A 21547-nucleotide genomic window follows, 5' to 3' on the forward strand; every position below is an offset into this window, starting at 1 on the left:
GCCCCATCCTAATCCGACAGGGCGGACGGCATCAGCACTCGAGGTAGTCGACCGCCGTGCCTGCGCACAATTCTGCTGAACCACGCGGGGCATCGGTGCCGGCAGGGATTCTGATGATCACATCGGCCGTGGCGAAGTTCGGAAGCTTGGCCCGGTCGGCGGGGAGGATCTCCCCCGATTCGGTGAAGGTGCCGGGACGGAACGTGACGGCGTTTCCGTGTGGTCGCAGGTCGGGGCCTGCGAGAATTCCCTTCCTCCATCTCTGCCGCAGAAGCTTTCCTGTCAGCAGCGAGCCGACGAAGAGGTGGAAGGCGACGAAAGCTCCCTGTGGAGTGCCGGGCAGATGAATGAGCGGCAGAGTGCCGTAGAACCCGAATCCCTGTGGCGATCCGGGTCGCATAGCCAGTCGGCGGAATGTCGAATGGTCGGGTTCCAGGACCTGACGGACGACTTCGAAGGCACCGGCGCTGATACCTCCGGTCGTCACCACGAGGTCGGCCTCGGTGCTCATCGTCGTGAGCACACCGCGCAGCTCGTCGGCGTCGTCGCTGCACGTGACTTCGACGGGGTCGGCACCGAAGCCGCGGACGGCGGCGGCGAGCATCGGCAGGTTCGAGTTGAAGATCGCGGCGGTGGCCGCCTCGGTGCGGCTCTCGCCTGTCTGGTCGGTGCCCTGGATTTCGTCTCCGGTGACGATCAGACCGATGCGGGGCCTCCGGACCACGTCGATCTCGGTGACGCCGAGCATCGCCAGCACGCCGACTCCGGCCGAGGTGATCCGCTGCCCCGCGGTAAGGACGATGTCGCCCCGGCTCATGTCCTCGCCGATCGCGCGGATATTCCACTGCGCAGGCACTGTCTCGGGCAGGGAATCGATTCTGATGGCGTCGGGCGCCGGCCCGGTCTGCTGAGCATCGGTGAGCTCGACGGGGACGACCGCCTCGGCGTCGGTGGGAACGGGAGCGCCCGTCATTACGCGCACCGCGCATCCCGTCTGCAGAGTGACGGCGGGATGTCCGGCGGGAGTGTCGCCGACGACTCGAATGGACTTGCCGTCGCGGGCGGAGTTGAGGGCATCTCCGTCGAGGGCGAACCCATCCATCGCCGAGGCGGCGAAGCCGGGCACCGATCGTGGAGCTGTGATATCCGTTGCCCTGGTGCGCCCGAGAGCACTGCGTACCGGCGTCGTTTCGGTGTGCAGGTTCGGTGCCAGTGCGGCGATGAGCTCGCAGTACTCCTCTGGGTCCAATGATGTCCTTCCCTCGCTCCGATCCTACTTGCGATTCGTCACGGCCAAGCGCGATGATCCGGTGCGCCACTGGCTGAAGATCCGGTGCGGCTCGGTCCGGGTTCGTCTACAGTGTGGAGCGTGGACACTGACCGAGCAGTAACCATCGAATCCTCACAGTTGAAACCGCTCAGCTGGGAGGCCGCTGCGGCTGCCTTGCTGGCGGTCTCGGCGGTTGTGCTCTTCGGCGTCGGAACGACGTTTCCGCAGGTCCGCGCCTTCGGATACGCTCCGATGCTCGCGGCCCTGATCATCGCGTGGAGTGTCAATCGGAGGTTCGCCAGAGACCTCAGCATCATCGCCGCGTGTCTCGCTCTCATCTCGGCGATATCGGTCGAAGCCGATATCTCGTGGTCGAACATCGCACGCATGGGCGTTGTGCTCTCCGCCGTCGTCATCGGCCCTTGGCTCGTGACTCGTTATGTGTTCGATGACAAGACGATCCAGTTTCCGCTGCGTCGCGGCCAGCCCTGGTCGCGGCTGGAGTGGGCCTGGCTGGTCTTCGTCGTTGTGGTCGCTTGGGCAGTGCTGCCGCAGTACTTCATGCGCACCGGGGTCTACCTCAACTGGCCCCCGCTGACGAACTGGTCGGAGATTATCCGGCTGTTCTTCGGGGTCAACGCCGTGGGCATCTGGGACGAACTGTTCTTCATCTGCACGGTCTTCGCCCTCTTGCGCAAACACTTCTCGTTCTGGACTGCGAACGTATTCACCACGATCATCTTCGTGTCGTTCCTCTGGGAACTCGGCTACCGGTCGATCGGACCGCTGCTGACGATCCCCTTCGCACTCGTGCAGGCCTTCATCTTCACCCGCACGAAGTCACTGCCCTACACGGTCACGGTGCATCTGCTCTTCGACGCGCTCGTGTTCCTCACGATCGTCCACGCCCACCACCCTGACGCGCTGCCCATCTTCATCGGCGTCTGACCCAGGGGTCACGTCCCACGCGCTCGCTGAGGCTGTGCCGCGCTGTGCTTGCGATTCACCCAGCCAGCGTCACGCACTCCAGCCAGCGTCACGCCCTCCCGTCGGTCGCGTTTCCTCCCCTCGACCGCACGCCCTCCCACCCTCAGCAATTCACACCGTTGCTCCGGCATCCATCACCCGTCGGGCCACACCCTCGTGCTGCAACGCTCTGAAACGACACTGCGGGTGAGAGATGCCGCAGGCAACGCCGAAGGCCCCTGCGAGTCTGTGACTCACAGGGGCCCTCGGGCTGCACTGACTATGCGCGCAGCGACTGAATCAGCGGATTCCGCGCAGCAGCCCCAGCATCGGCTTCGTCAGCGTCAGCGCAAGCAGACCGAGCACGACCGACGATCCGCCGATCGACAGCCAGTAGGGTGTCTGGTTAGCGGTGTCGAAGTACCCGCCGAGCACACCGGACAGGGCCGTACCGACACCCGAGGCGAGGAAGAACACGGCGATCATCTGCGACTGGAAGACCTTCGGTGCGACCTTCGTGGAGAACGAGAGTCCCACCGGCGAGATGAGCAGCTCACCGAAGACGAACACGGCGAGGGTCAGACATACCCACAGCAGCGGGGTCTCATTTTGCCCGGCCTCAGCGAAGGGCAGGAACATGAGGAAGCCGATGCCGATGAGCACGAGAGACAGTCCGGCCTTGACAGGTGTCGAGATCTGCTTGGGTCCGAGCTTCATCCACATGGTCGCGAACAGTGGGGCGAAGACGATGACGAAGAACGCAGGGATCAGCTGGATCCAGTTGATCGGCATCTCCCAACCGAAGATCGAACGGTTGAGCTGGGTATCCGAGTAGACGGTCAGCACGCCGAAGATCTGCTGGTACATCGACCAGAAGATGACGACGGTGATGAAGAATGGGATATAGGCGAGGACGCGGGAGCGCTCGTCGCCTTTCGTCTGCCGTGAGGTGTACATAACGATGAAGTAGCAGGCGGCCGCACCGGCAGAGATGCCGGCGATCCACCAATCGAGGTTCTCGGGGTTGACGACCTTCGTCATCCACAGAATGACGGCGAGGAGAACGACGACCACGACGGCCACGACGAAGAGGTAGAGCTTGTTCTTCGGCAGCGGGTTGACCGCCACCCGCGACTCCGGCGGCAGATTCTTGCGACCGGTGAGGTAGATGACGAGACCAAGGGCCATGCCGATCGCGGCGGCCCCGAAGCCGTAGTGGAAGCCGATGTTCGACTGCAGCAGACCTGTGATCAGCGGTCCGAACAAGGCACCGATATTCACGCCCATATAGAAGATGGTGAAGCCGGCGTCACGACGCGGATCCTTCTCTTCGTAGAGTTCGCCGACCAGTGCGGAGGCGTTCGCCTTGAGACCGCCCGAGCCGAGCGCGACGAGGATGAGACCGACCGCCACTCCCCCGAAGCCGGGGATCAGAGCCAGGCAGATGTGGCCTGCCATGATGATGATCGCTGAGTAGAAGAGGACCTTCTCCGCTCCAGCGAGGCGGTCGGCGATCCAGGCGCCGAGGATCGTGGCGAGGAAGACGGCACCGCCGTACGCACCGACGATGCCCACGGCCGTACCCTGCTCCATTCCCATGCCGCCGTCGGTGACGCTGAAGTAGAGGTATATCGCGAGGATGCCGTTCATCCCGTAGTAGGAGAATCGCTCCCACAGTTCCAGGCTGAACAGCTGCATGAGCGGCAGAGGGTGTCCGAAGAAGCGGGTGTCGCTGCGGACGGCCTCGGTCGTCGAGGTGCTTGAAGACATTGTGTGCTTTCCGTAGTGGTGTGAGAGGCCACGATCCGTGGCGCATTTCACGATGGACCAGCGGAAATCATACTCCTCGGTTTTGCCGTGGTCACACCTGGCAATGCCTGGGACACGCCGTCCCAGAAAGCGGAAAGTCGGAGTGATTCAGATCTCTTCTTCGCCGTCTGTTACGCGCTGCCGTGACGGCTTGACAGCGTTCTGATCGCGGCGCTTCCCGACGAACAGATTGAGGACACCGGCACACAGGACGATCGCCGAGGCGGCCACCGGGACGGCCATCGCCACGGCCGTTCCCTGATCCTCGGCGAGGATTCCGTTGATCGCCGAGGACACCGATTGGCCGACGATGATCGCCGACCCCGCCATCGACATCACGGTCGCCGAGCGTCCGAGCGGTCCCCGTTCGGCGGCGAGGCTGAAGAGGGTGACGAGGCTCGGCCCGATTCCCGTGCCCATGAGCAGCAGAGCCATGACGATGATCGGCATCGATTCCGTCGACGCGAGGACGACCGAGCCCGTGACCAGAGCCGGCGCGAAGCACAGCAGTCGGGCCCACAGCGCGAACGCTGAGGGGAACAGCGCCACCGAGATCGCCAGCACCGCAGAGCCGATGCCCATGACTCCGTAGATGAGACCGGCTTCCTCCGGTCGGCCGATGTCGTTGGTCAGCGCGGTGAGAGCGGTGAGGGTGGAACCGAACACCATGCCGACGCCGAACACGCCGAGGATGATGACGAAGACACCAGCGGTGAACATGTCCTTGGCCGGAGCACGCTCGCCGAGGCTGCTCGACGTCCCCGTCGAACGCGCCCGACCTGTCGGGTGGAGTGCGAAGGCGGAGACGAAGACGAGCGTCATCACGATCGCCCCGATGATGGGCGCGACCGGGGTGAAGAAGGTCGCCAAGAGTCCGACCAGGAAAGGTCCGAAGACGAAGATGACCTCATCGGCTGCGGATTCGTAGGCCATCGTGGCGTTGAGCACCTTCGGCCGCCTCGACAAGGGCAGCACGGACATGACGATGTCGACGATGCGAGACCGCGACATGGGGGCGACCTGAGGTGAGGTGGCACCGATCGCGAAGGCGGCGATGAACACGACGATATCCGGCAGCGGGCTGAAGACGACCCATGCCATGAAGGTCAGCGCCAGGCAGTTGAGGATCCCGGCGATGAGCAGAACGTAGCGCTGACCCCAACGATCAGCGGCCGCCCCGATGAAGGAACCGAACAGAGCCGTGCCCAATCCGACCATGGCGGAGTTGATCCCGCCCAGGCTCAGCGATCCGCGTGCGGCCACAACGAGGGTGAGCACACCGACGACGATCATGGCGAAAGGCATGCGGGCGACGAAGGCGATCGGGAAATAGCTGCGCCCGACGGCCGAGAACAGAGTCGGTGAAGACTGCTGCGCGGTGGTGCGCCGAGCCGAGGAGGGTGTGTCGCTGTCTGTCATATCAATCCAGTTTCTGCTCCCGCTCGTCCGGGAGGTCGTGCCGCCGTGGTGACCTGGATCAAATCACTCGGTAGGTGCACGCTGTTGGTCTGAGAAAGTCGAACCGAGGGGTTCCCCTTCAGGCTACTGTGTCTGGCGATCCGATTCGAGTGCCAGTGCACCAAGCGACGTTGAGTTTGATCACCATGGCACGGACCTCATTCCCATCCGCGACTCAGAAAGAACGCAGATCGGTCTGCGAGGATGACGGCTATGAACTTCTTGTCTCGCGTCATCGTCAACGCCTGTGCGATCTGGGTGGCGGCCTGGATCCTGCCGGGTGTGACGATCACAGGGAACCGGGTCGTCGAGGAGCAGGCCGGAGCCATTCCGGCGATGATCATCTCCTACCTCGTCATCGGCCTCATCTTCGGATTGGCGAACGCCTTCATCAAACCGATCCTCAGCTTCGTCTCGGCTCCGATCACGTGTCTGACCCTGGGACTGTTCTCCATCGTCATCAACGCGATCATGTTGGCGCTGACGAGTTGGCTCAGCGGGTTCACCCCGTTCGAATTCACCATCGATTCGTTCTTCTTCTCCGCCATCTTCGCCGCGATCATCGTCTCGATCGTCTCGGCTCTGCTCGGTTGGCTGGTCCCGGAGCGAAGCGCCGAACACGACCGGAGATGAGCAAAGTCCTCTACGCGATGTAGACTGTTGCTGAGAGTCAGCTGACCACCAGAAACATCGCCGGAGGAGACCATGTCCGATATCGCCGCCCCGAAGAGAACCCGCAATTCAGCATCGTTCGCCGATGTCGTCGTATTCGTCTTCGCCTTCGCTCTGTTCGTGTTCGGGCTCTACCTCTTCGGAGCCTCATTCTCCTCACCTGAGGGAACCGAGTTCTGGGTGTTCTGGGGTGGTCTGCTCGCGTCGTGCTTCGCATTCCTCGTGCCGATCCTCTACCGCTGGGCACGCGACTCCCGACGCTGATCTCCAACACGGCTTGAGAAGGGCCGCTGCGCTGATGCGCAGCGGCCCTTCGTCGATTCACCGGCTTTCCCTTCGTCTTGTCACACGCCGAATCACCCGTCGACTCGCCGGTGACAGAAATCCATGATCGCCGAGGCGGCTTCCTCCGAGCGCTCATAGTGCACAAGGTGGCCCACCCCGCCCAATTCCACGAAATCGGCGTCGGGGAGCTTCTCCACAAACGCGCGGGTCGGGCCGATCGGGGCGATGGCGTCCTGGTCGCCGGCGATGACGAGCGTGGGCATACACAAGTGGTCGGCCACCTCGGTGACGGTGTGCGCGACCGACGTCGCGAAGGCCTCTGACAGAGACGTGCGGTCGGCGAACGACGAGAAGTGCCGCGCGTGCTGATCATGGATGTACGAACGCAGGCCGGGATCGCCGGTCGTGGCCATGGCCACACTCATGGCGCGGACGATCACGGGGTTGCTCAGCAGGGCACGACCGGCGCGCTCGGGCAGCCGCGCGCCGAGGGCATAGTAGGCGCGGGTGACCGCGGTGAGGAAGCGTGCGGGTCCTTCGAGGGCGGGGCTGGTAATCGGATTGATGAGCACGAGCTCGTCGACGACGTCCCGGTGGGAGGCTGCTAGGTGGCTGACCAGGATCGATCCGAAGGAGTGCCCCACCAGGATCGGTGTCACGCCCCGCTGCCTGCCCACCTCGGCGCGCAGAGCGAGGAGATGATCGACGAAGGCCGAGAGCGACGAGCCCGAATCCAGCGGGGCAGTGAGACCGAACCCGGGCAGGTCGGGCACGACCACCTCGCGGTCGGTGATGCTGCCGGCGATGAGGTCCATTCCATGATGGTCCCCACGGAAGCCGTGCACCATCAGCAGCGGACGCCGACGCCGGTCACCCGGATAGAGCCACGCGGCCGTGCTGTGGGAGACCAGCCGGATGTCAGTCCGCTGTGATTGACGTATCCGCACCTCAGTCGGTTTCGGCGGTGTGCAGTCGACTCACGGCACGTCGGGGCACGACCACGACCGGAACGGGCAGGACACGCAGCAGGCGGCGAGCCCTCGCACCGATCGCGACCTTGCCTCCGTGGCCCAAGCGGCTCGATCCGATGTAGGCGAGGTCACCGGGCTGCCAGTCGATGGTCTCGGCGGCCTCTTCGATATCGGCTCCGGCCTTCGTTCTCACTGTCGCGCGGCCAGAAGCCAGCATCTCCGAAGCGTCGTCGGCCAGCACCGCTCCCCCGTACTGTTCGGCGAATTCGGCGATCTCGGCGACCTCGTCATCATAGAGTCCGTCGTTCTCGATCAGGGACAGCAGCCTGAGATCGACTCCGAGGCCGACAGCCGATTCGATGGCCGCTCCGATGAGTGACGAAGCACCTGGACGAGCACCGTAGAGTGCGGTCACACGCGAGATCGGACCGATATCGGATCTGCCCGACGGGGCGAGCACAACGGGCACCGTCGATGAGTGCAGCAGCGACGAAGCGACTGTGCCGATGCGCAGTTGGCGCATCAGTGTGGTGGCCCGTGCACCGATGATGATGCCCAGTGCGCCTTCCTGCTCGGCGACCTCCATGAGTCCCTTGGATTCGTTCGAGGCGATATGGATGCAGCCTCTGGAGCGGATGTCATCGGGGATGAGTGCCAGTGCTTCGTCCAGCCAATCGTCGATCTGCTGGGCCACGATCCCGGCCCCGTCCTTGGGCACGGCGCTGCCGGCGAGAATCGTCGATGATTCCGGACGGACGATGGTGACCACGAGCTCCACGTCGATGGACCGCGCGATCGAAATGGCCAGCGAGATCGCGTCCCGGCCCCGATCCGTGGCGATGTATCCGACGACCAGACGTCGGGTGGTGGCGGTCTCTGACATCCTCAACTCCTCAAGCTGCGCGTCCGACTGATGCACGTCTCCTCTGATTCTACGTCGGCCCAAACAGCGCTTCGACCAACAGTTTCCACGAACCGTCTTTCTCACCCGAACAGACGAAGTGAAAATTTCTGAGAAAATAATGAACAAAACTCCCACACACAATGAAAGCTGTGCTAAATTCGACAGTGCAATTACGGATTCACAGACACCACCCTGATTGCACCTTGACAATAGCGGACGTTGACGCCGTCCCCACGAGATCCACGACCATGAAAGGAGAGCAGTTACGATGATGAATTTTCTTGCAGGCCCTGACCTTCGAACACCCCGGCATGAATACGCTGCCTGCCCGATTGGCGGACAAGGACTCGTCGGCTGACACAGCCGTCTCTCACGTCTTTTCCACCGGTTGGCTTCCGGCCACCGTTGTCTCTTGAGCCACCGGTCGCCTGAGAACTGGCATTCTTCACGCTTCACGCGCTGACTTCGAACTCTGATCGGCCGTCACTTTCAGCTGAGTGCTGCACTGCCGTACACCCAGCTGTCCGACTCTCTTCCGTTCTGAGTTCGCGGTTTTCCGAATTGCATTCTCTCTTTCGCGAAAAGCGCTGTGTCATTGACGCATTTCAGCAGATGCATTTCTCCTCATCTGCATTGTGCATCTTTTTTTGAACAGCACTCTATTAAGAGACCGATTTTTCCGATTCTCATTTCCCTAACGCCCTTTGGGGATATCTCCCGCCCATTTGCGGATATTCCCTGCCTGAAAATCAGAGGACAGATTGTGTCGACCACATTCCCATTCACCTATCCACGCCGCTGGGCCCTGAGCACTGGGATGAAGCTCATCCGTTGGGCTCGCCGGCCCGGCCCAACCACCGAAACCCGTCGTCGAAAGTCTGCCGCCCGCCAGCAGGCTCGACTGCGCGAATACGCTCGTGAGCAGCGTGTCCGCGAACTGCGCGAACGGGACATCGTGCGCTACCTCAGCCAGGTCCGCCCATACATCTGAGCCGAAGAAGTGAGCCATACCTGGCTGTGTCGAGCGTCACTCTCCCCTGATTTGGTCTCTCACCCACACGTGGGTAATATTGATCAGGCAAGCGGGGGTATGGCGCAGTTGGTAGCGCGTCTCCATGGCATGGAGAAGGTCAGGGGTTCGAATCCCCTTACCTCCACCGCTGAAGGGCGGGGATCCGAACAAGGATCCCCGCCCTTCTTGCTACCTGACGGGGGTCCCGCAACCTGGCGCGAGGTTGCTGGCCCCCGTCAGGTAGTAATCAGGGGCGGGTCTCTAGGGTGAGGAGCTGGCGCTTCTTCTCTTCTCCCCAGGCGTAGCCGGTCAGGGATCCGTCCGCTCCGATGACTCGGTGGCAGGGCACGATGATGCTGATGGGGTTCTTACCATTGGCGGCCCCCACAGCACGGGCCGCACCGGGTCGTCCCAGCATCTCGGCCAGTTCACCGTAACCTGCGGTGCTTCCGTACGGGATCTGCGTCAGCGCCTGCCATACCGAGCGTTGGAATTCCGTTCCCTTTACTGCCAACGGCAGATCAAATGCTGTGCGCCGGCCGGCGAAGTACTCCCCCAGCTGCACTTCAGTGCGGTGGAAGATCTCCAGGTCGTCTTCCGGAGTCGGTTCGACTCCGAACGTTCTGTCGAGTCGAGCATCGATCAATTCGGAGACCTCCAGATAGAGACCAGTGAGATGGACTCCGTCGGAGGTGAGCAGGACCGGTCCCAGGTCCGTGTCGAGGATCGTCGTATATACCGGTGCCGAGGCGGTCGGCAGGTCGATGACGGCGGTGGGTTTCCGTGCGGTGTCGGGTTGGGTCGGGGTCGACGTGGTCATGTCTGCGTGTCCTTCGTGTCGGTGAGTGATGGGTCGAATCATTCGTTGGTCGGAGTCGGACTGTCAGGGTTCCGGGCTGCGGGCGTGATGTGCCCACAGGAGGTGGGTGAGGTAGGAGCGCCAGGGACTGCAGTTCATAGCGACCAGCGTCCAATCGGCAGGTGCCGCTGAATTCTCATCGAGATCGGCGATGGCCTTCTTCACGCCTAGGTCGGAGCCCATGAAGACGTCGGGATCTCCGAGGGCCCGCATCCGAATATAGCCGTTGCTCCACGGACCGATTCCGGGCAGTGCCAGCAGGCTCCGGCTCGCGTCCTCGCGGTCGCTGCCGGTGCCGAGGTCCACACTGCCGTCGGCCAACGCCTGCGACAGTGCGTGAATCGTCCGGATCCGACTTGCCGTCAGAGCCCAGTCCGATACGGGTATCGCGGCGATCGCCTCCGCGGTGGGAAAGACTCGGTCGACTCCTTCGAGCCTCAACTCCTTCGGCAGTGATTCTCCTGCGCCTGAGACAAGGCGTTCCAGATGGGTCCGAGCGGCGGCCAGGGAGATCTGCTGTCCGAGAACTGTGCGCAAGGCCAGTTCGACGGGGTCGCTGTGGCCCGGCGAACGAAGTCCCGGATGTTCGTCGACGAGGCGGCGCAGCCCCGCCGACCGCAGTGTATCGGCGATCGCCTCGGGGTCGGCGTCGAGGTCGAGGAGGCGCCGGACCCGTGCGACAGCGCTGCCGAGGTCGCGGGTGTCCGCCAATCGGAGGCGGCAGTCGACGAAGTCCCCGGCCCCTTGCCGCACCATGATCACGGCGGGACCGTGAGCCAGCCGCAACGAGCGGGTATAAGCGCCGTCCGAGACGTTTTCGATCCCGGCAACGGCTCTTGCCTCGAGATACCCGAGCAGATGCGAGAAATCGAACGGCGGCCGATATGCCAACCGGAGTACGACTTCGTCGGCCACCGAATGTTCGGCACCGGCTCTGCGCAGCTGTCGTGGGCTGACCGAATACATCGTGCGGAACGTGTCGTTGAACTGTCGGATACTGGAGAAGCCGGCGGCGAAGGCGATGTCGCTCATCGGCATCGAGGTTGCCTCGATGAGCGTCCTGGCAGTGCGCACCCGTTCGGTGCGGGCCAGCGCCAAAGGCCCGGCACCGAGCTCGGCATGGATGAGGCGCCCGAGTTGGCGAGTGCTGTAGCCGAGTTCAGCGGCGAGGGTTTCGACTCCCACACGGTCGACGGCACCATCGCGGATGAGGCGCATGGCTCGGGCCACGACGTCACCGCGGGTGTCCCACTGCGGCGAATTCGGACTGGCATCCGGGCGGCACCGGCGGCAGGCCCGAAAACCGGCATCTGCCGCAGCCGCGGCGGTCACGAAGAAGTCCACATTCTCCCGGCGCGGAGTTCTCGCCGGACACGACGGACGGCAGAAGATCCCGGTGGTGCGCACCGCCGTGAAGAACATTCCATCGAAGCGTCGGTCACGGGAAGTGACTGCCTGATAGCACTGGTCGGAGGTGAACATAAATCCATTGTCCGCTCCGAGGAGAACGATTACTAGCGGTTTTCGGTCACGGCAGTCGCCGGCACCAGACGAGGGAGGACACGCACGAGGACGATCAGAACGATCAGCTCGATGAGAGTCTGCGTCACGACCCCTGCAGAGCCGATTCCATCCCCGATGACCGCCCGCACGATCGGAAGCATGACGAGGGAATTGCGCGTGACGGCGGAGAGGATCACAGCACGAGATCTCTGCGGACCGACGTGCAGAGCCCGGGTGACGCCCCACCCGATCATGGTCATCGCGACGGCGAAGACGGTGAAGACGACGGCCACGGTCCCCAACTGTCCGACGGATCCGGCGATCATCGGGGTGACCGAGGCAGTGATGACGAGCAGGGTCAGCGTCATGACCGGATCCATCAGACGAGCGCTCGCGGCGAGGGGCCGCTCCAGTCGTGGCGTATGGCGGGCAAGTCGACGAACGACGACGGCAGCCGTAAGAGGAATGATGATGAACAGCACCAGTGCGCCGACAAGCGGGCGAACAGGCAGATCGATGCTCAGCCGCCCTCCGGTGACCGCCCACAGCATCACGGGCAGCAACAGCAGCTGAGCGATCATGAGCACGGGAGTGAGCATCAGCAGCCGATCGGCGGCGCCTCCCGCAGCGCGTGTGAATGCGATGACGTAGTCGATGCAGGGGCACAGCAGCACGATGAGCACAGCCGGCAGCAGCGGATCAGCAATGTCGAAGACCGTGATGAGCCCGGCGACGACCAGCGGGACGATGAGGAAGTTCAAGGCCGCCGTCACTGCGAGAAGAGGCAGATCGCGAACGGCGCGTAGTCCCGTTTCGAAGGGGATGTCGAGGAACGTGAGGAAGAGCAGGGCGATGAGGCAAGGCGTCAGGGCAGCTTCGGCCAAAGCGGCGAATCCGGAGACTCCGGCACCGAGGATGACACCGAGCACGGCACCGCCGAACCACCAGAGCGTCTGCGTCGAGGGGTTGCGAACGGCGTTCGAACTCGTCTGAGCCGACGGCTTATCACGTCCGAACTCCGGGCAGGAAGGAGGCACAGCCGATCGGCCGATCAGTCGGCTTCGGGCCAGTAGTGGGAGTCCGGCAGCGCTCGTCGACCGAAGATGGCCTGACCGACGCGGACGCAGTCTGCACCCTCTTCGATAGCCACTTCGAAGTCACCGGACATGCCCATCGACAGCCGCCCCGGACCGAGAAGGTCAGGATCGGTCTCGCGAACCCGGTCACGCAGACCGCGCAGAAGCTGGAAGCAGGGACGGACACGGTCGATGTCCGAGGAGAAGACTGCCAAGGTCATCAGTCCCCGGACCTTGAGAGTGTCGAATGCTCGCACCTCTTTGAGAAAGTAGAGAAGCTCTTCCGGGGGCATGCCGAATTTGGAGTCTTCGGAGGAAGTGTTGACCTGGACGTATACATCGAGGCTGCGTCCTTCCGCTTCGAGTCGCCGGTCGAGGGCTCTGGCGACCTTGAGTCGGTCGAGCGCTTGGAATTCGCTGGCGAACTTCGCTACGTCCTTGGTCTTGTTCGACTGGAGGTGCCCGATCACAGCCCAATCGATGTCGAGATCGGCCATCTCCTCGGATTTGCGGTGGGCTTCCTGAACCTTGTTCTCACCCAACTTCGCACAACCGGCGGCAACGGCGAGGCGGATGCGGTCCTGGGGTACGGTCTTGCTCACGGGAAGCAGCTCGATGTCGGTCCGGTCCCGACCGGCGCGTTCGGCGGCAGCTGCGATCCGGCGCTTCACCTCGGCGATGTTGGCTCGGAAATCCTCGACTGTCGTCGCCGTCGAGTACTGCCCATCGTGACTGAGTCCGCTGTCATCTCCCATACGGTCATCGTACTCAGGTTCCGGCCGCGTGCCCGTGGTGTTCACGCCACGATGCGGGCGCGGTCGGTCGGTCCACGTCCGCTCATCGACTTGGCCTCCTCCCAGGCCGCGGCCAGTCGCGGCCCCACCTGCTGCAGTTCGCTCTCCGTCACCGTATACGGCAGGCGCACCCACCGGTCTAGTCCACCGGCCGGGGCGAAGTTCGGCCCTGCGACGAGGCGGAGACCGTGGTTTCTGGCAGCGATCGAGAGTACCCCGGAACGCGCCTCCGGCAGTTCGGCCCACAGCGCCATTCCACCGGTTGGGACGATGAGCTTCCACTCGGGCAGCCATGACCTCACCTGCGCGGTGAGCATGTCTCGGGCGGCTCTGAGTCGGGATCGGCAGTCGGCGACGACAGCATCGTGGTTGGTCATGAGCTCGACCGTGACGAGCTGTTCGAGAACCGGTGCTCCCAGGTCGAGTCCGAGCCGGGAGGACGCGAAATGGCCTATCCGGTGGCGGGGAATGCGCATCCATCCGATGCGCAGTCCTCCCCAGTAGATCTTGCTCACACTGCCCACTGTCACCGAGTCCGGGATCAGCGCAGACATCGGGGTGGGCGTCCTGCCGCCATCGAGCCCCAGTTCGACGAGGGATTCGTCGAAGATGGGGACGACTCGGTGCCGACGAAGAGCCTCCGCGAACTCACTGCGCTGGGCTTCGGGCAGCAGGGCGCAGGTCGGATTGTGGAAGTCAGGGATGAGATAGGCGCTGCGCGGACGCATCTGTCCCATGAGCTGCTCCACGGCGTCGATGTCCCAATGGTGCCCCTGAGCTCCGAACTCCAGCGGGTAGGTCACGAGAGCGGCGCCTGCGCCTTCGAGCGTGGCGATCGCATTCGGATAGGTGGGACTTTCGACGAGCACCCGCGAGGTCGACCGTGCCCCGCCGAGGCGCGCGGACTCATGCGGATCGACGTCGAGGAGGGCGCGAACGGCGATGGCCGCACCGCCGAGGGCCCCGGAGGTGATGAGGATCTGATCGGGGTCGGTCGGTGCTCCGCGCTGGGTATAGCGGTCGGCGATGATCTTACGCAGGACCGGAAGCCCGGAAGGATAGTATCCGGTGCCGGGCAGGTAGGCACCCAATCGCGACAGTGCCCGATCGTAGGCGTCGAGGATATCCGGAGCTGCGACCGGTGCAGTGCAGGTGAAGTCGATCTCCGACTCGTCGCCGCCGGCGGGTGAGAGCAGATGGTCGATGCGGCCGCCGGGGACGCTGGGCAGTTGAACGATGCTGCCGGAGCCGCGGCGGGTGAGGATGAATTCCTGTTCCCGCAGCTGAGAGTACGCCCGTCCCGTCGTCGTCCGCGAGAGACCGGACGCGGTTGCGAGTTCGCGCTCGCTCGGCAGCCTCGTTCCGACCGGGAGTCGTCCGTCCGTGATCGCCGCGGCCACCGCGGCGGCCAGCGATTCGTATGCGGGCGCCTTCCACGGTCCGTCTTCGATGATGCCGACGAGTCGTTTCGCGCCCAGGACCGGTGTGCTCATGGTTCTGACCTCATGGGACCACTTTCCTGCAAGTGGCTATTTCACACAAGACCAATTTCGGTCATGATGGAATCGTCCTTCCGATCGCACCCGCAGAAAGCCACCACATGACGAAGATGAGAGCCCCGAAGCGTCAGCTGGCCAACGTCGGTCCCATCGCACAGCTGCGCGGCGGACGGCTGTGGCGGCGTCTCCCCCAGCTGATCCTCGGTCTCTACCTCTTCGGTGCCTCGATGGCGATGATGGTCAACGCGGGCTTGGGCATGATGCCGTGGGACGTCCTCCACTCCGGCATTCAGAATCACGTGCCGCTGACCTTCGGAACCATCATCACGATTCTCGCGTTCCTCGTACTCCTCATCTGGATCCCGCTGCGCCAGCAGCCGGGCATCGGCACGATTCTCAACGCCCTCCTCGTCGGGCCGGCGCTCGACCTCACCCGCCTGTTCCTGCCCCGGCCCGAAGAGCTCGGGTGGAACATCGCGCTCATGGTCACTGGCGTCGTCCTCAACGGGGCCGCCTCGGCGATGTACATCGGCTCCCAGTTCGGGCCGGGCCCCCGCGATGGGCTGATGACCGGTCTCTCCCGCGTGACCGGACGCTCGATCCGTCTGGTCCGCACCCTCATCGAAGTCAGCGTCGTCGCGGTGGGCTGGCTCCTCGGCGGAGTCGTCGGCATCGGCACTGTCCTCTACGCGTTGGGGATCGGCCCGATCACCCAGGCTCTGCTTCCCGCCTTCACCGTCGAACTCCGTCCCCGGTCCAAGCCGACGACCACCGCCGAGGATTTCCCCGAAGACTGAGCGAAAGCCGCCTCTGCGCGGCCCTCAGACGATCGAGGACCCCGCTGCAGGACGGACAGAACGTCCGACGCGTCCACTCACTCCATCGAATCGAGGATGTCGGTGAGATCGTCGAACGTCGTCAGCGGATTGACGATCGCGAATCTGGCATTCGGCCGCCCCTGGTGTGAACTCGGGACGACGAAGGCGCGCTGGTCCTCGAGCAGTCGATCCGACCACGCGTCATAATCCGACCGCTGCCAACCGTCGCGTTCGAACACGACCACCGAGAGTTCGGGTTCGCGCACGAGCCGCAGATGCTCACGATGCTTGATCTCAGTGGCGATCTCACGCGCCAGATCGATCGAATGGCCGATCGCCTCCCGATACGTTTCGGCACCATAGCTGGCCAGCGAATACCACAGCGGCAGCCCGCGCGGCCGTCGCGTGAGCTGGATGGCGAAGTCCGAGGGGCTCCAATCCTGAGCGTCGGTGAGCGTATCGAGATATTCGGCCTTCTGTGTGTGCGCTCGCCGTCCCGAATTCGGATCGCGGTAGATGAGCGCACAGGCGTCGAAGGGAGCGAAGAGCCATTTGTGAGGGTCGACGATGAGCGAATCGGCCTTCTCCACTCCGGCGAACTTGTGACGTGCCTGCGGTGAGAGCATCGCGGCCAGACCGTAAGCGCCGTCGATGTGGAGCCAGAAGTCGAATTCGTCCTTGAGAGCCGCGATGCCGGCGATGTCGTCGATGGTGCCGAAATTCGTCGTCCCCGAGGTGGCCACCACCGCGATCACGGCGTCCCCGTGTTCGAGCAGGGCCTCACGCACACCGCCCGGACGCAGGATCCCGTCCTCGCCGGTGGCCACAGGGGCGATATCGACATCCATCACCTCGGCCGCGGAGGCGACCGAGGAGTGTGCTTCGGCGCTGCACACGATCACCCAGCGTCCCGGCCGAGTCTCACCGAGCTTCTCCTTCTGTGCGTTGCGGGCGGCGACGAGAGCTGAGAGGTTGCCGATCGTACCTCCTTGGACGAAGACTCCCCCGGCTCCTGCGGGCAGCCCGAATTCTCCCGCCAGCCAGCGCAGGACTTCGTTCTCGGCATGGACGACGCCGGCGCCTTCGAGCCACGATCCGCCGTAGAGAGCACTGGCGGAGACGACGAGATCGAAGGCCACAGCAGCCTTCGTCGGAGCACTGGGAATGAACGACAGGTACTTCGGGTGGTCGGTGGAGATGCAGGCGGGTGCGAAGATGTGTTCGAAGATCGCCAGCGCCCGAGCTGACCCCAGCCCCTCCTCGGTGACGGTGGGACCGGCCAGCCGACGCAGCTCGGCTTCGGACGTCGGATGGTCGAGCGGAGTGTCCTCGGCAAGAGTCCGACGACGCGAATACTCGAGCACGAGATTCACGAGGTTGCGGGTCTCATCGGAGACGACGTGCATGCGGGAATGAAGACTATCGGTCATAGGGGCTCCTCGGCGCGGTCGATGGTGATGGGGATCGCCCACCGATAACGAGACTAACCGCACAGAGCCGATTTGTGGTGCGTCGGACGGTTCGGATCGCTGCGAATTCCTCTTCATGATCACTGATCGCAAGTTCTGATTTCTATTCATATTTCCTTGCGAACGAACTCGGTGCTGAGGTAGGTTCGGCACCATGACAGGAAGGCAGACGACCGACGCCCGGGATCTTTCCCGCGGCATGATCGGCAAGGGCTCCGAGGCGACCGGACTCCGCGTCCGGGACGCCATCCGACGATCCGGACTGAAGCAGCGCAAGATCGCCTCGGTGATCGGCATCGACGAGACGAAGCTGTCCAAAGCGCTGTCCGGTCGCCGCCGCTTCACCGCCGATGAGCTCCTCGGCGTGGCCACCGCTACGGGGGTGACGGTCCGGTGGCTGCTCGGCGACGAGTCCCAGGTCTCCGCGCTGCCGCCGAACTCAGCGGCAGCGGCAGCCGGCGACGACGACGCCAACCCGAAACGCACGATCGCCGAGGCAGCGTGGACGCTGTTCGGCCGGTACGGTTTCGACGCCGTGCGCATCGCCGATATCGCGGCGGCGTCCGGGGTCTCTGCTCCGAGCATCCATTACTACTTCGGCAACAAATCCGAGCTCTTCGATGCCGCTCTCGACTATTCGGTCAAACTCGCCTTCGACCGTCAGATCGCGTGGCTCGACGACATCGCGGATCCCGCGCAGAGACTCGAACGTCTGCTGAAGCTGCAGTCGCCGCTGGGGCGCACGGAACGCGGCGAATGGTCGATCTGGCTGCAGACGTGGTCTCGAATGGCCCTCGACGGTTCGACCCTGTCGAACTATCCGCTCAGCTACGAACGCTGGTCGCGCACCGTCCAGACGACGCTCGAGGACGGTCAGCGCACCGGCTGCTTCCGTGCCGGTGATCCTCGTGTCATGGCCGACGAGCTCACTTCTCTCCTCGACGGACTCGGCATCAAGGTGCTCACCGGGGTGATGGACGCCGAGATCTTCTCCCAGCGCCTGCGCTCCTACCTCGATCGCGCCATCATGCTTCCCCACAACCCACCACCCTCAACCGCCACATCCGCCGATCGACTGAAGGAGTCATCATGAATCGCAAAGTCATCCTCACCTGTGCCGTCACCGGAGCCGGTGACACTACCGGCAAGAGCGAGCACGTTCCCGTCAGCCCCGAAGAGATCGCGAACGATGCCATTGCGGCGGCCCGGGCCGGGGCGTCGGTCGTCCACATCCATGTCCGCGATCTCGAGACCAGACAGGGTTCGCGTGAGGTCGCCTACTACCGCGAGGTCGTCCGCCGCATCCGCGCCTCCGACGTCGATCCGGTCATCAACCTCACTGCTGGAATGGGCGGTGACCTCGTCATCGATCCGCAGGATCCGCTGACGACGATGCCGGGCACCGATCTCATCAACGCTCTCGATCGACTCCCCCACGTCGAGGAGCTGCTGCCCGAGATCTGCACGATCGACTGCGGCAGCCTCAACTTCGGTGAGGGGTCGAACCTCTACGTCTCGACCCCGGACATGCTGCGCGAAGGCTCGAAGCGCATCCAGACCCTGGGGGTGCGTCCGGAACTCGAGATCTTCGACACCGGCAATCTGTGGTTCGCCAATGTGCTGGTCGAGGAGGGACTCATCGACGCTCCGCCTCTGTACCAGCTGTGCATGGGCATTCCCTATGGTGCCCCCGCCGATCCGGGCCTGCTGTCGGCGATGGTGAACATGCTGCCCAAGGGAGCGCAGTTCACGTCGTTCGCCATCGGCGCGAACCAGCTGCCGTGGGTGGTGCGCTCCGTGCTCGCCGGGGGCCACGCCCGCGTCGGGCTCGAGGACAACCTCTACCTGTCCAAGGGCGTCAAGGCCACGAACGCCGACCTCACGGCACGTGCCGTCGACATCATCGAAAGCCTCGGTGCATCCGTTGCCACCCCGGACGAAGCTCGCGAGATCCTCGATCTGCGCGTACAGACACCGACCATCACCGGAGGCGATCTGTGAACGGTTCCACCCCCGCCGCGCCCATTCCCAACACGCCGGAGTTCCCCGACTTCGGCTCGATCGACACCGTCTCCTGCGTCGGCGCAGGAACGATCGGCGGCGGCTGGGCCGCCTATTTGCTCGCCCAGGGTTACCGGGTGAAGATCTGGGACCCGGCTCCGGACGCCGGCGACAAGTTCGCCAGGCTCCTCGACGCGGCCTGGCCGGCCTTGGCCGAACTCGACATGGTCGAGTCAGCCGACCGCACCGCCTGGTCGATCCACACCGACCTCGCCGAGGCGGTCGCCGACACCGGGTTCGTCCAGGAGTCCGCACCCGAGGACCTCGCGCTCAAACGCGGACTGCTGGCCCGGATCGACGAGGTGTGCCCGCCGAACATCGTGATCAGCTCGTCGACCTCGGGATACAGCATGACCGAAATGGCCACCGAGGCGGCCCACCCCGAGCGACTCGTCGTCGGCCATCCATTCAATCCGCCCTACCTCATCCCTTTGGTCGAGGTCGTCGGCGGCCAGTCCACCTCGGCTGCTGCTGTCGACTGGGCGGCCGGCTTCTTCAGCCATATCGGCAAGTCCGTCATCCGCATGGACCGCGAAGTCCCCGGCTTCATCGCCAATCGTCTGCAGGAAGCTCAGTGGCGCGAGGCCCTGTACATGGTCGAGCAGGGAGAGGCCACGGTCGAGCAGATCGACCGCTCGATCACCGATGGCCCCGGTCTGCGGTGGCCGTTCCAGGGACCGATGCTCACGTTCCACCTCGCCGGCGGTGAGGGCGGAATGGCGCATATGCTCGACCATTTCGGACCGTCGCTGAAGTCTCCGTGGACGCGGCTGACCGCCCCGGAACTCAGTCAGCAGCTGCGTGATGATGTCGTGGCCGGCTGCGATATCGAGGCCGGTGACCGCTCCATCACCGACCTCGTGGCTCATCGTGATGCCGGAATCATCGCCCTTCGTCGACTGACCGCGTCTCTGCCCGCCACCGCGACAGGTTCCGGTCGCGATGAGATTGCCGACGGCCAGGTGGGCTCTCCTTCTTCCTCCGCCGCTCCCCCACCGTCTGCATCGATGGCGTGGACCGCCTCGGCGAGGATACTCGGTACGTACAGCACCGAAGTCGTACCCGAATGGATCGACTACAACGGGCACATGTCCGAGGCCTTCTACGTTCTCGTGTTCGGATTCGCCACCGACCAGGTGATGGACCAGCTCGGCCTCGATGCCGCCTACCGGCAAAGCGCGAAAGCGTCCCTGTACACCGTCGAATCCCATATCCGCTACCTCGACGAGGCGGCCCTGGGCGACCGCCTCACCGTCGTCCCGCACCTCGTGAGTGCTGGTGAGAAGAAGCTGCACCTGGCGTATGAGATGTACGTCGACGATCGCCTCGTATCGACCGAGGAGATCATGGGCCTCCATGTCGACCAAGCGGAGGACCGAGTCGTGTCCTTCCCACAGGCTGTGACCGAGCGGATCGCGCAGATCGAAACGAGCAGCCCCGACTGGGTCGGCCGTTCGATCGGCTGAAATGCGTCAGGAATCGAGAAGCCGACACAGCCTCGTGCCACTATTCTGAAAGTCATCGCTTCGGTCGAATCCGAGTGTCCAGACCCGATCATCCGTTCTCTGAGGAGTCACCATGACCACCACGACTGCCGACGTCACTTTCACTGCGAACACCGAGCTGCTGGGCGACCGCCCGATTCTGCGCCTGCCCCAGGAGGCCAGCGATCAGCTGCCCTCACGCGGACAGGTCGCCGTCAACGGCACGCTCGATGGCACCGGGTTCAGCACTGTCATCGAACCTGACGGTCGACGTGGCCATTGGATCAGCCTCGATGACGACCAGTGGGAGACCCTCGGTGCAACAGAAGGAGCGGAGGTCGAGGTCGGTCTGACTCCGACGAAGAACTGGCCGGAGGTGGCGGCTCCATCGGACCTCCGTGCGGCTCTCGATGGTGCCGGTGATCTCGACGATGTCTGGGCCGGGCTCACGCCGATGGCTCGCTGGGAATGGGTGCGCTGGATCAAGTCGACGAAGAACGCCGATACACGTGCACGCCGTGTCGAGGTCGCAATCTCGAAGCTCGAGTCCGGCAAGCGTCGTCCCTGCTGCTTCGACCTGTCCTCGTGCACCGACCCGGAACTGTCCAAGAGCGGAAAGCTGCTCGGACTGTCCTGA

Annotated in this window: 20 protein-coding genes and 1 tRNA gene; 10 read left to right on the forward strand and 11 right to left on the reverse strand. The window is 64.0% G+C overall.

What is annotated here, in order from left to right; all coding sequences use genetic code 11:
* Positions 1-31: 31 nt before the first annotated feature.
* Positions 32-1249, reverse strand: coding sequence for a molybdopterin molybdotransferase MoeA (locus ACSBQT_RS00535; RefSeq protein WP_410710079.1), 1218 nt, complete (start codon positions 1247-1249; stop codon positions 32-34).
* Positions 1250-1360: 111 nt separating this feature from the next.
* On the opposite strand from ACSBQT_RS00535, the gene ACSBQT_RS00540 reads away from it, so the two are divergent.
* Positions 1361-2218, forward strand: a complete 858-nt coding sequence (locus ACSBQT_RS00540; RefSeq protein WP_410710080.1) for a CPBP family intramembrane glutamic endopeptidase — start codon at positions 1361-1363, stop codon at positions 2216-2218.
* 318 nt (positions 2219-2536) lie between these two features.
* On the opposite strand, the gene ACSBQT_RS00545 is transcribed toward ACSBQT_RS00540, so the two are convergent.
* Entirely contained in the window at positions 2537-4006 is a 1470-nt protein-coding gene (locus tag ACSBQT_RS00545) for a peptide MFS transporter (RefSeq protein WP_410710081.1), read from the reverse strand.
* A gap of 147 nt (positions 4007-4153) precedes the next feature.
* Positions 4154-5464, reverse strand: coding sequence for an MFS transporter (locus ACSBQT_RS00550; RefSeq protein ID WP_410710082.1), 1311 nt, complete (start codon positions 5462-5464; stop codon positions 4154-4156).
* A gap of 252 nt (positions 5465-5716) precedes the next feature.
* Here ACSBQT_RS00550 and ACSBQT_RS00555 point away from each other — a divergent pair, with 252 nt between their 5' ends.
* Positions 5717-6136 (forward strand): phage holin family protein, encoded by a 420-nt coding sequence (locus ACSBQT_RS00555; protein WP_039210811.1) that lies wholly within the window; start codon positions 5717-5719, stop codon positions 6134-6136.
* A gap of 72 nt (positions 6137-6208) precedes the next feature.
* On the forward strand, positions 6209-6439 hold the full coding sequence (locus ACSBQT_RS00560; RefSeq protein ID WP_169252172.1) for a hypothetical protein: 231 nt from the start codon (positions 6209-6211) through the stop codon (positions 6437-6439).
* A gap of 92 nt (positions 6440-6531) precedes the next feature.
* On the opposite strand, the gene ACSBQT_RS00565 is transcribed toward ACSBQT_RS00560, so the two are convergent.
* The gene (locus tag ACSBQT_RS00565; RefSeq protein WP_410710083.1) at positions 6532-7407 is read right to left on the reverse strand and encodes an alpha/beta fold hydrolase; all 876 of its coding nucleotides are present in this window, start codon (positions 7405-7407) and stop codon (positions 6532-6534) included.
* A gap of 1 nt (position 7408) precedes the next feature.
* A complete protein-coding gene (locus ACSBQT_RS00570) occupies positions 7409-8314 on the reverse strand; it encodes a universal stress protein (RefSeq protein ID WP_410710084.1) in 906 nt (301 codons plus the stop codon).
* A 784-nt stretch (positions 8315-9098) separates the two neighbouring features.
* Between ACSBQT_RS00570 and ACSBQT_RS00575 the strand changes: the two genes are divergently transcribed.
* Positions 9099-9326 (forward strand): hypothetical protein, encoded by a 228-nt coding sequence (locus ACSBQT_RS00575; RefSeq protein ID WP_157070552.1) that lies wholly within the window; start codon positions 9099-9101, stop codon positions 9324-9326.
* Positions 9327-9419: 93 nt separating this feature from the next.
* Positions 9420-9492, forward strand: a tRNA-Ala gene (locus tag ACSBQT_RS00580).
* A 102-nt stretch (positions 9493-9594) separates the two neighbouring features.
* On the opposite strand, the gene ACSBQT_RS00585 is transcribed toward ACSBQT_RS00580, so the two are convergent.
* The 5 genes from ACSBQT_RS00585 to ACSBQT_RS00605 form a co-directional block, all read right to left on the reverse strand.
* Positions 9595-10167 carry a methylated-DNA--[protein]-cysteine S-methyltransferase gene (locus ACSBQT_RS00585; RefSeq protein WP_410710085.1) on the reverse strand — a complete coding sequence of 191 codons (573 nt, stop codon included), beginning with the start codon at positions 10165-10167 and terminating at the stop codon, positions 9595-9597.
* A 63-nt stretch (positions 10168-10230) separates the two neighbouring features.
* Entirely contained in the window at positions 10231-11688 is a 1458-nt protein-coding gene (locus ACSBQT_RS00590; RefSeq protein ID WP_410710086.1) for an AlkA N-terminal domain-containing protein, read from the reverse strand.
* A gap of 32 nt (positions 11689-11720) precedes the next feature.
* Entirely contained in the window at positions 11721-12746 is a 1026-nt protein-coding gene (locus ACSBQT_RS00595; RefSeq protein WP_410710087.1) for an arsenic resistance protein, read from the reverse strand.
* Positions 12747-12760: 14 nt separating this feature from the next.
* Positions 12761-13540 (reverse strand): YggS family pyridoxal phosphate-dependent enzyme, encoded by a 780-nt coding sequence (locus ACSBQT_RS00600; protein WP_435000569.1) that lies wholly within the window; start codon positions 13538-13540, stop codon positions 12761-12763.
* Positions 13541-13581: 41 nt separating this feature from the next.
* A complete protein-coding gene (locus ACSBQT_RS00605; protein WP_410710089.1) occupies positions 13582-15072 on the reverse strand; it encodes a PLP-dependent aminotransferase family protein in 1491 nt (496 codons plus the stop codon).
* A gap of 107 nt (positions 15073-15179) precedes the next feature.
* Between ACSBQT_RS00605 and ACSBQT_RS00610 the strand changes: the two genes are divergently transcribed.
* Positions 15180-15875, forward strand: coding sequence for a YczE/YyaS/YitT family protein (locus ACSBQT_RS00610; RefSeq protein WP_410710090.1), 696 nt, complete (start codon positions 15180-15182; stop codon positions 15873-15875).
* A 77-nt stretch (positions 15876-15952) separates the two neighbouring features.
* Here the strand turns inward: ACSBQT_RS00610 and ACSBQT_RS00615 are convergent, their stop codons facing one another.
* On the reverse strand, positions 15953-17326 hold the full coding sequence (locus ACSBQT_RS00615; RefSeq protein ID WP_410710091.1) for a pyridoxal phosphate-dependent decarboxylase family protein: 1374 nt from the start codon (positions 17324-17326) through the stop codon (positions 15953-15955).
* 193 nt (positions 17327-17519) lie between these two features.
* Between ACSBQT_RS00615 and ACSBQT_RS00620 the strand changes: the two genes are divergently transcribed.
* The 4 genes from ACSBQT_RS00620 (at position 17520) to ACSBQT_RS00635 (ending at position 21547) form a co-directional block, all read left to right on the forward strand.
* Positions 17520-18458: a TetR family transcriptional regulator C-terminal domain-containing protein gene (locus tag ACSBQT_RS00620; protein WP_435000570.1), complete on the forward strand. Its 939-nt coding sequence runs from the start codon at positions 17520-17522 to the stop codon at positions 18456-18458.
* Complete coding sequence (locus ACSBQT_RS00625; protein WP_435000571.1) at positions 18455-19366, forward strand: 3-keto-5-aminohexanoate cleavage protein; 912 nt, start codon at positions 18455-18457, stop codon at positions 19364-19366. The genes ACSBQT_RS00620 and ACSBQT_RS00625 overlap by 4 nt, the downstream gene beginning before the upstream one ends.
* Positions 19363-20892, forward strand: a complete 1530-nt coding sequence (locus ACSBQT_RS00630) for a 3-hydroxyacyl-CoA dehydrogenase NAD-binding domain-containing protein (RefSeq protein ID WP_435000572.1) — start codon at positions 19363-19365, stop codon at positions 20890-20892. The genes ACSBQT_RS00625 and ACSBQT_RS00630 overlap by 4 nt, the downstream gene beginning before the upstream one ends.
* A 112-nt stretch (positions 20893-21004) precedes the next feature.
* The gene (locus ACSBQT_RS00635; RefSeq protein ID WP_435000574.1) at positions 21005-21547 is read left to right on the forward strand and encodes a YdeI/OmpD-associated family protein; all 543 of its coding nucleotides are present in this window, start codon (positions 21005-21007) and stop codon (positions 21545-21547) included.

Source organism: Brevibacterium sp. H602, assembly GCF_051172395.1.
Lineage (GTDB): Bacteria > Actinomycetota > Actinomycetes > Actinomycetales > Brevibacteriaceae > Brevibacterium.

Coding starts and splice junctions, on each gene's coding strand:
- ACSBQT_RS00545 (WP_410710081.1), bottom strand. CDS start 4,006: ATGTCTTCAAGCACCTCGACGACCGAGGCCGTCCGCAGCGACACCCGC.
- ACSBQT_RS00550 (WP_410710082.1), bottom strand. CDS start 5,464: ATGACAGACAGCGACACACCCTCCTCGGCTCGGCGCACCACCGCGCAG.
- ACSBQT_RS00555 (WP_039210811.1), top strand. CDS start 5,717: ATGAACTTCTTGTCTCGCGTCATCGTCAACGCCTGTGCGATCTGGGTG.
- ACSBQT_RS00560 (WP_169252172.1), top strand. CDS start 6,209: ATGTCCGATATCGCCGCCCCGAAGAGAACCCGCAATTCAGCATCGTTC.
- ACSBQT_RS00570 (WP_410710084.1), bottom strand. CDS start 8,314: ATGTCAGAGACCGCCACCACCCGACGTCTGGTCGTCGGATACATCGCC.
- ACSBQT_RS00585 (WP_410710085.1), bottom strand. CDS start 10,167: ATGACCACGTCGACCCCGACCCAACCCGACACCGCACGGAAACCCACC.
- ACSBQT_RS00590 (WP_410710086.1), bottom strand. CDS start 11,688: ATGTTCACCTCCGACCAGTGCTATCAGGCAGTCACTTCCCGTGACCGA.
- ACSBQT_RS00600 (WP_435000569.1), bottom strand. CDS start 13,540: ATGGGAGATGACAGCGGACTCAGTCACGATGGGCAGTACTCGACGGCG.
- ACSBQT_RS00605 (WP_410710089.1), bottom strand. CDS start 15,072: ATGAGCACACCGGTCCTGGGCGCGAAACGACTCGTCGGCATCATCGAA.
- ACSBQT_RS00610 (WP_410710090.1), top strand. CDS start 15,180: ATGACGAAGATGAGAGCCCCGAAGCGTCAGCTGGCCAACGTCGGTCCC.
- ACSBQT_RS00615 (WP_410710091.1), bottom strand. CDS start 17,326: ATGACCGATAGTCTTCATTCCCGCATGCACGTCGTCTCCGATGAGACC.
- ACSBQT_RS00620 (WP_435000570.1), top strand. CDS start 17,520: ATGACAGGAAGGCAGACGACCGACGCCCGGGATCTTTCCCGCGGCATG.
- ACSBQT_RS00625 (WP_435000571.1), top strand. CDS start 18,455: ATGAATCGCAAAGTCATCCTCACCTGTGCCGTCACCGGAGCCGGTGAC.
- ACSBQT_RS00635 (WP_435000574.1), top strand. CDS start 21,005: ATGACCACCACGACTGCCGACGTCACTTTCACTGCGAACACCGAGCTG.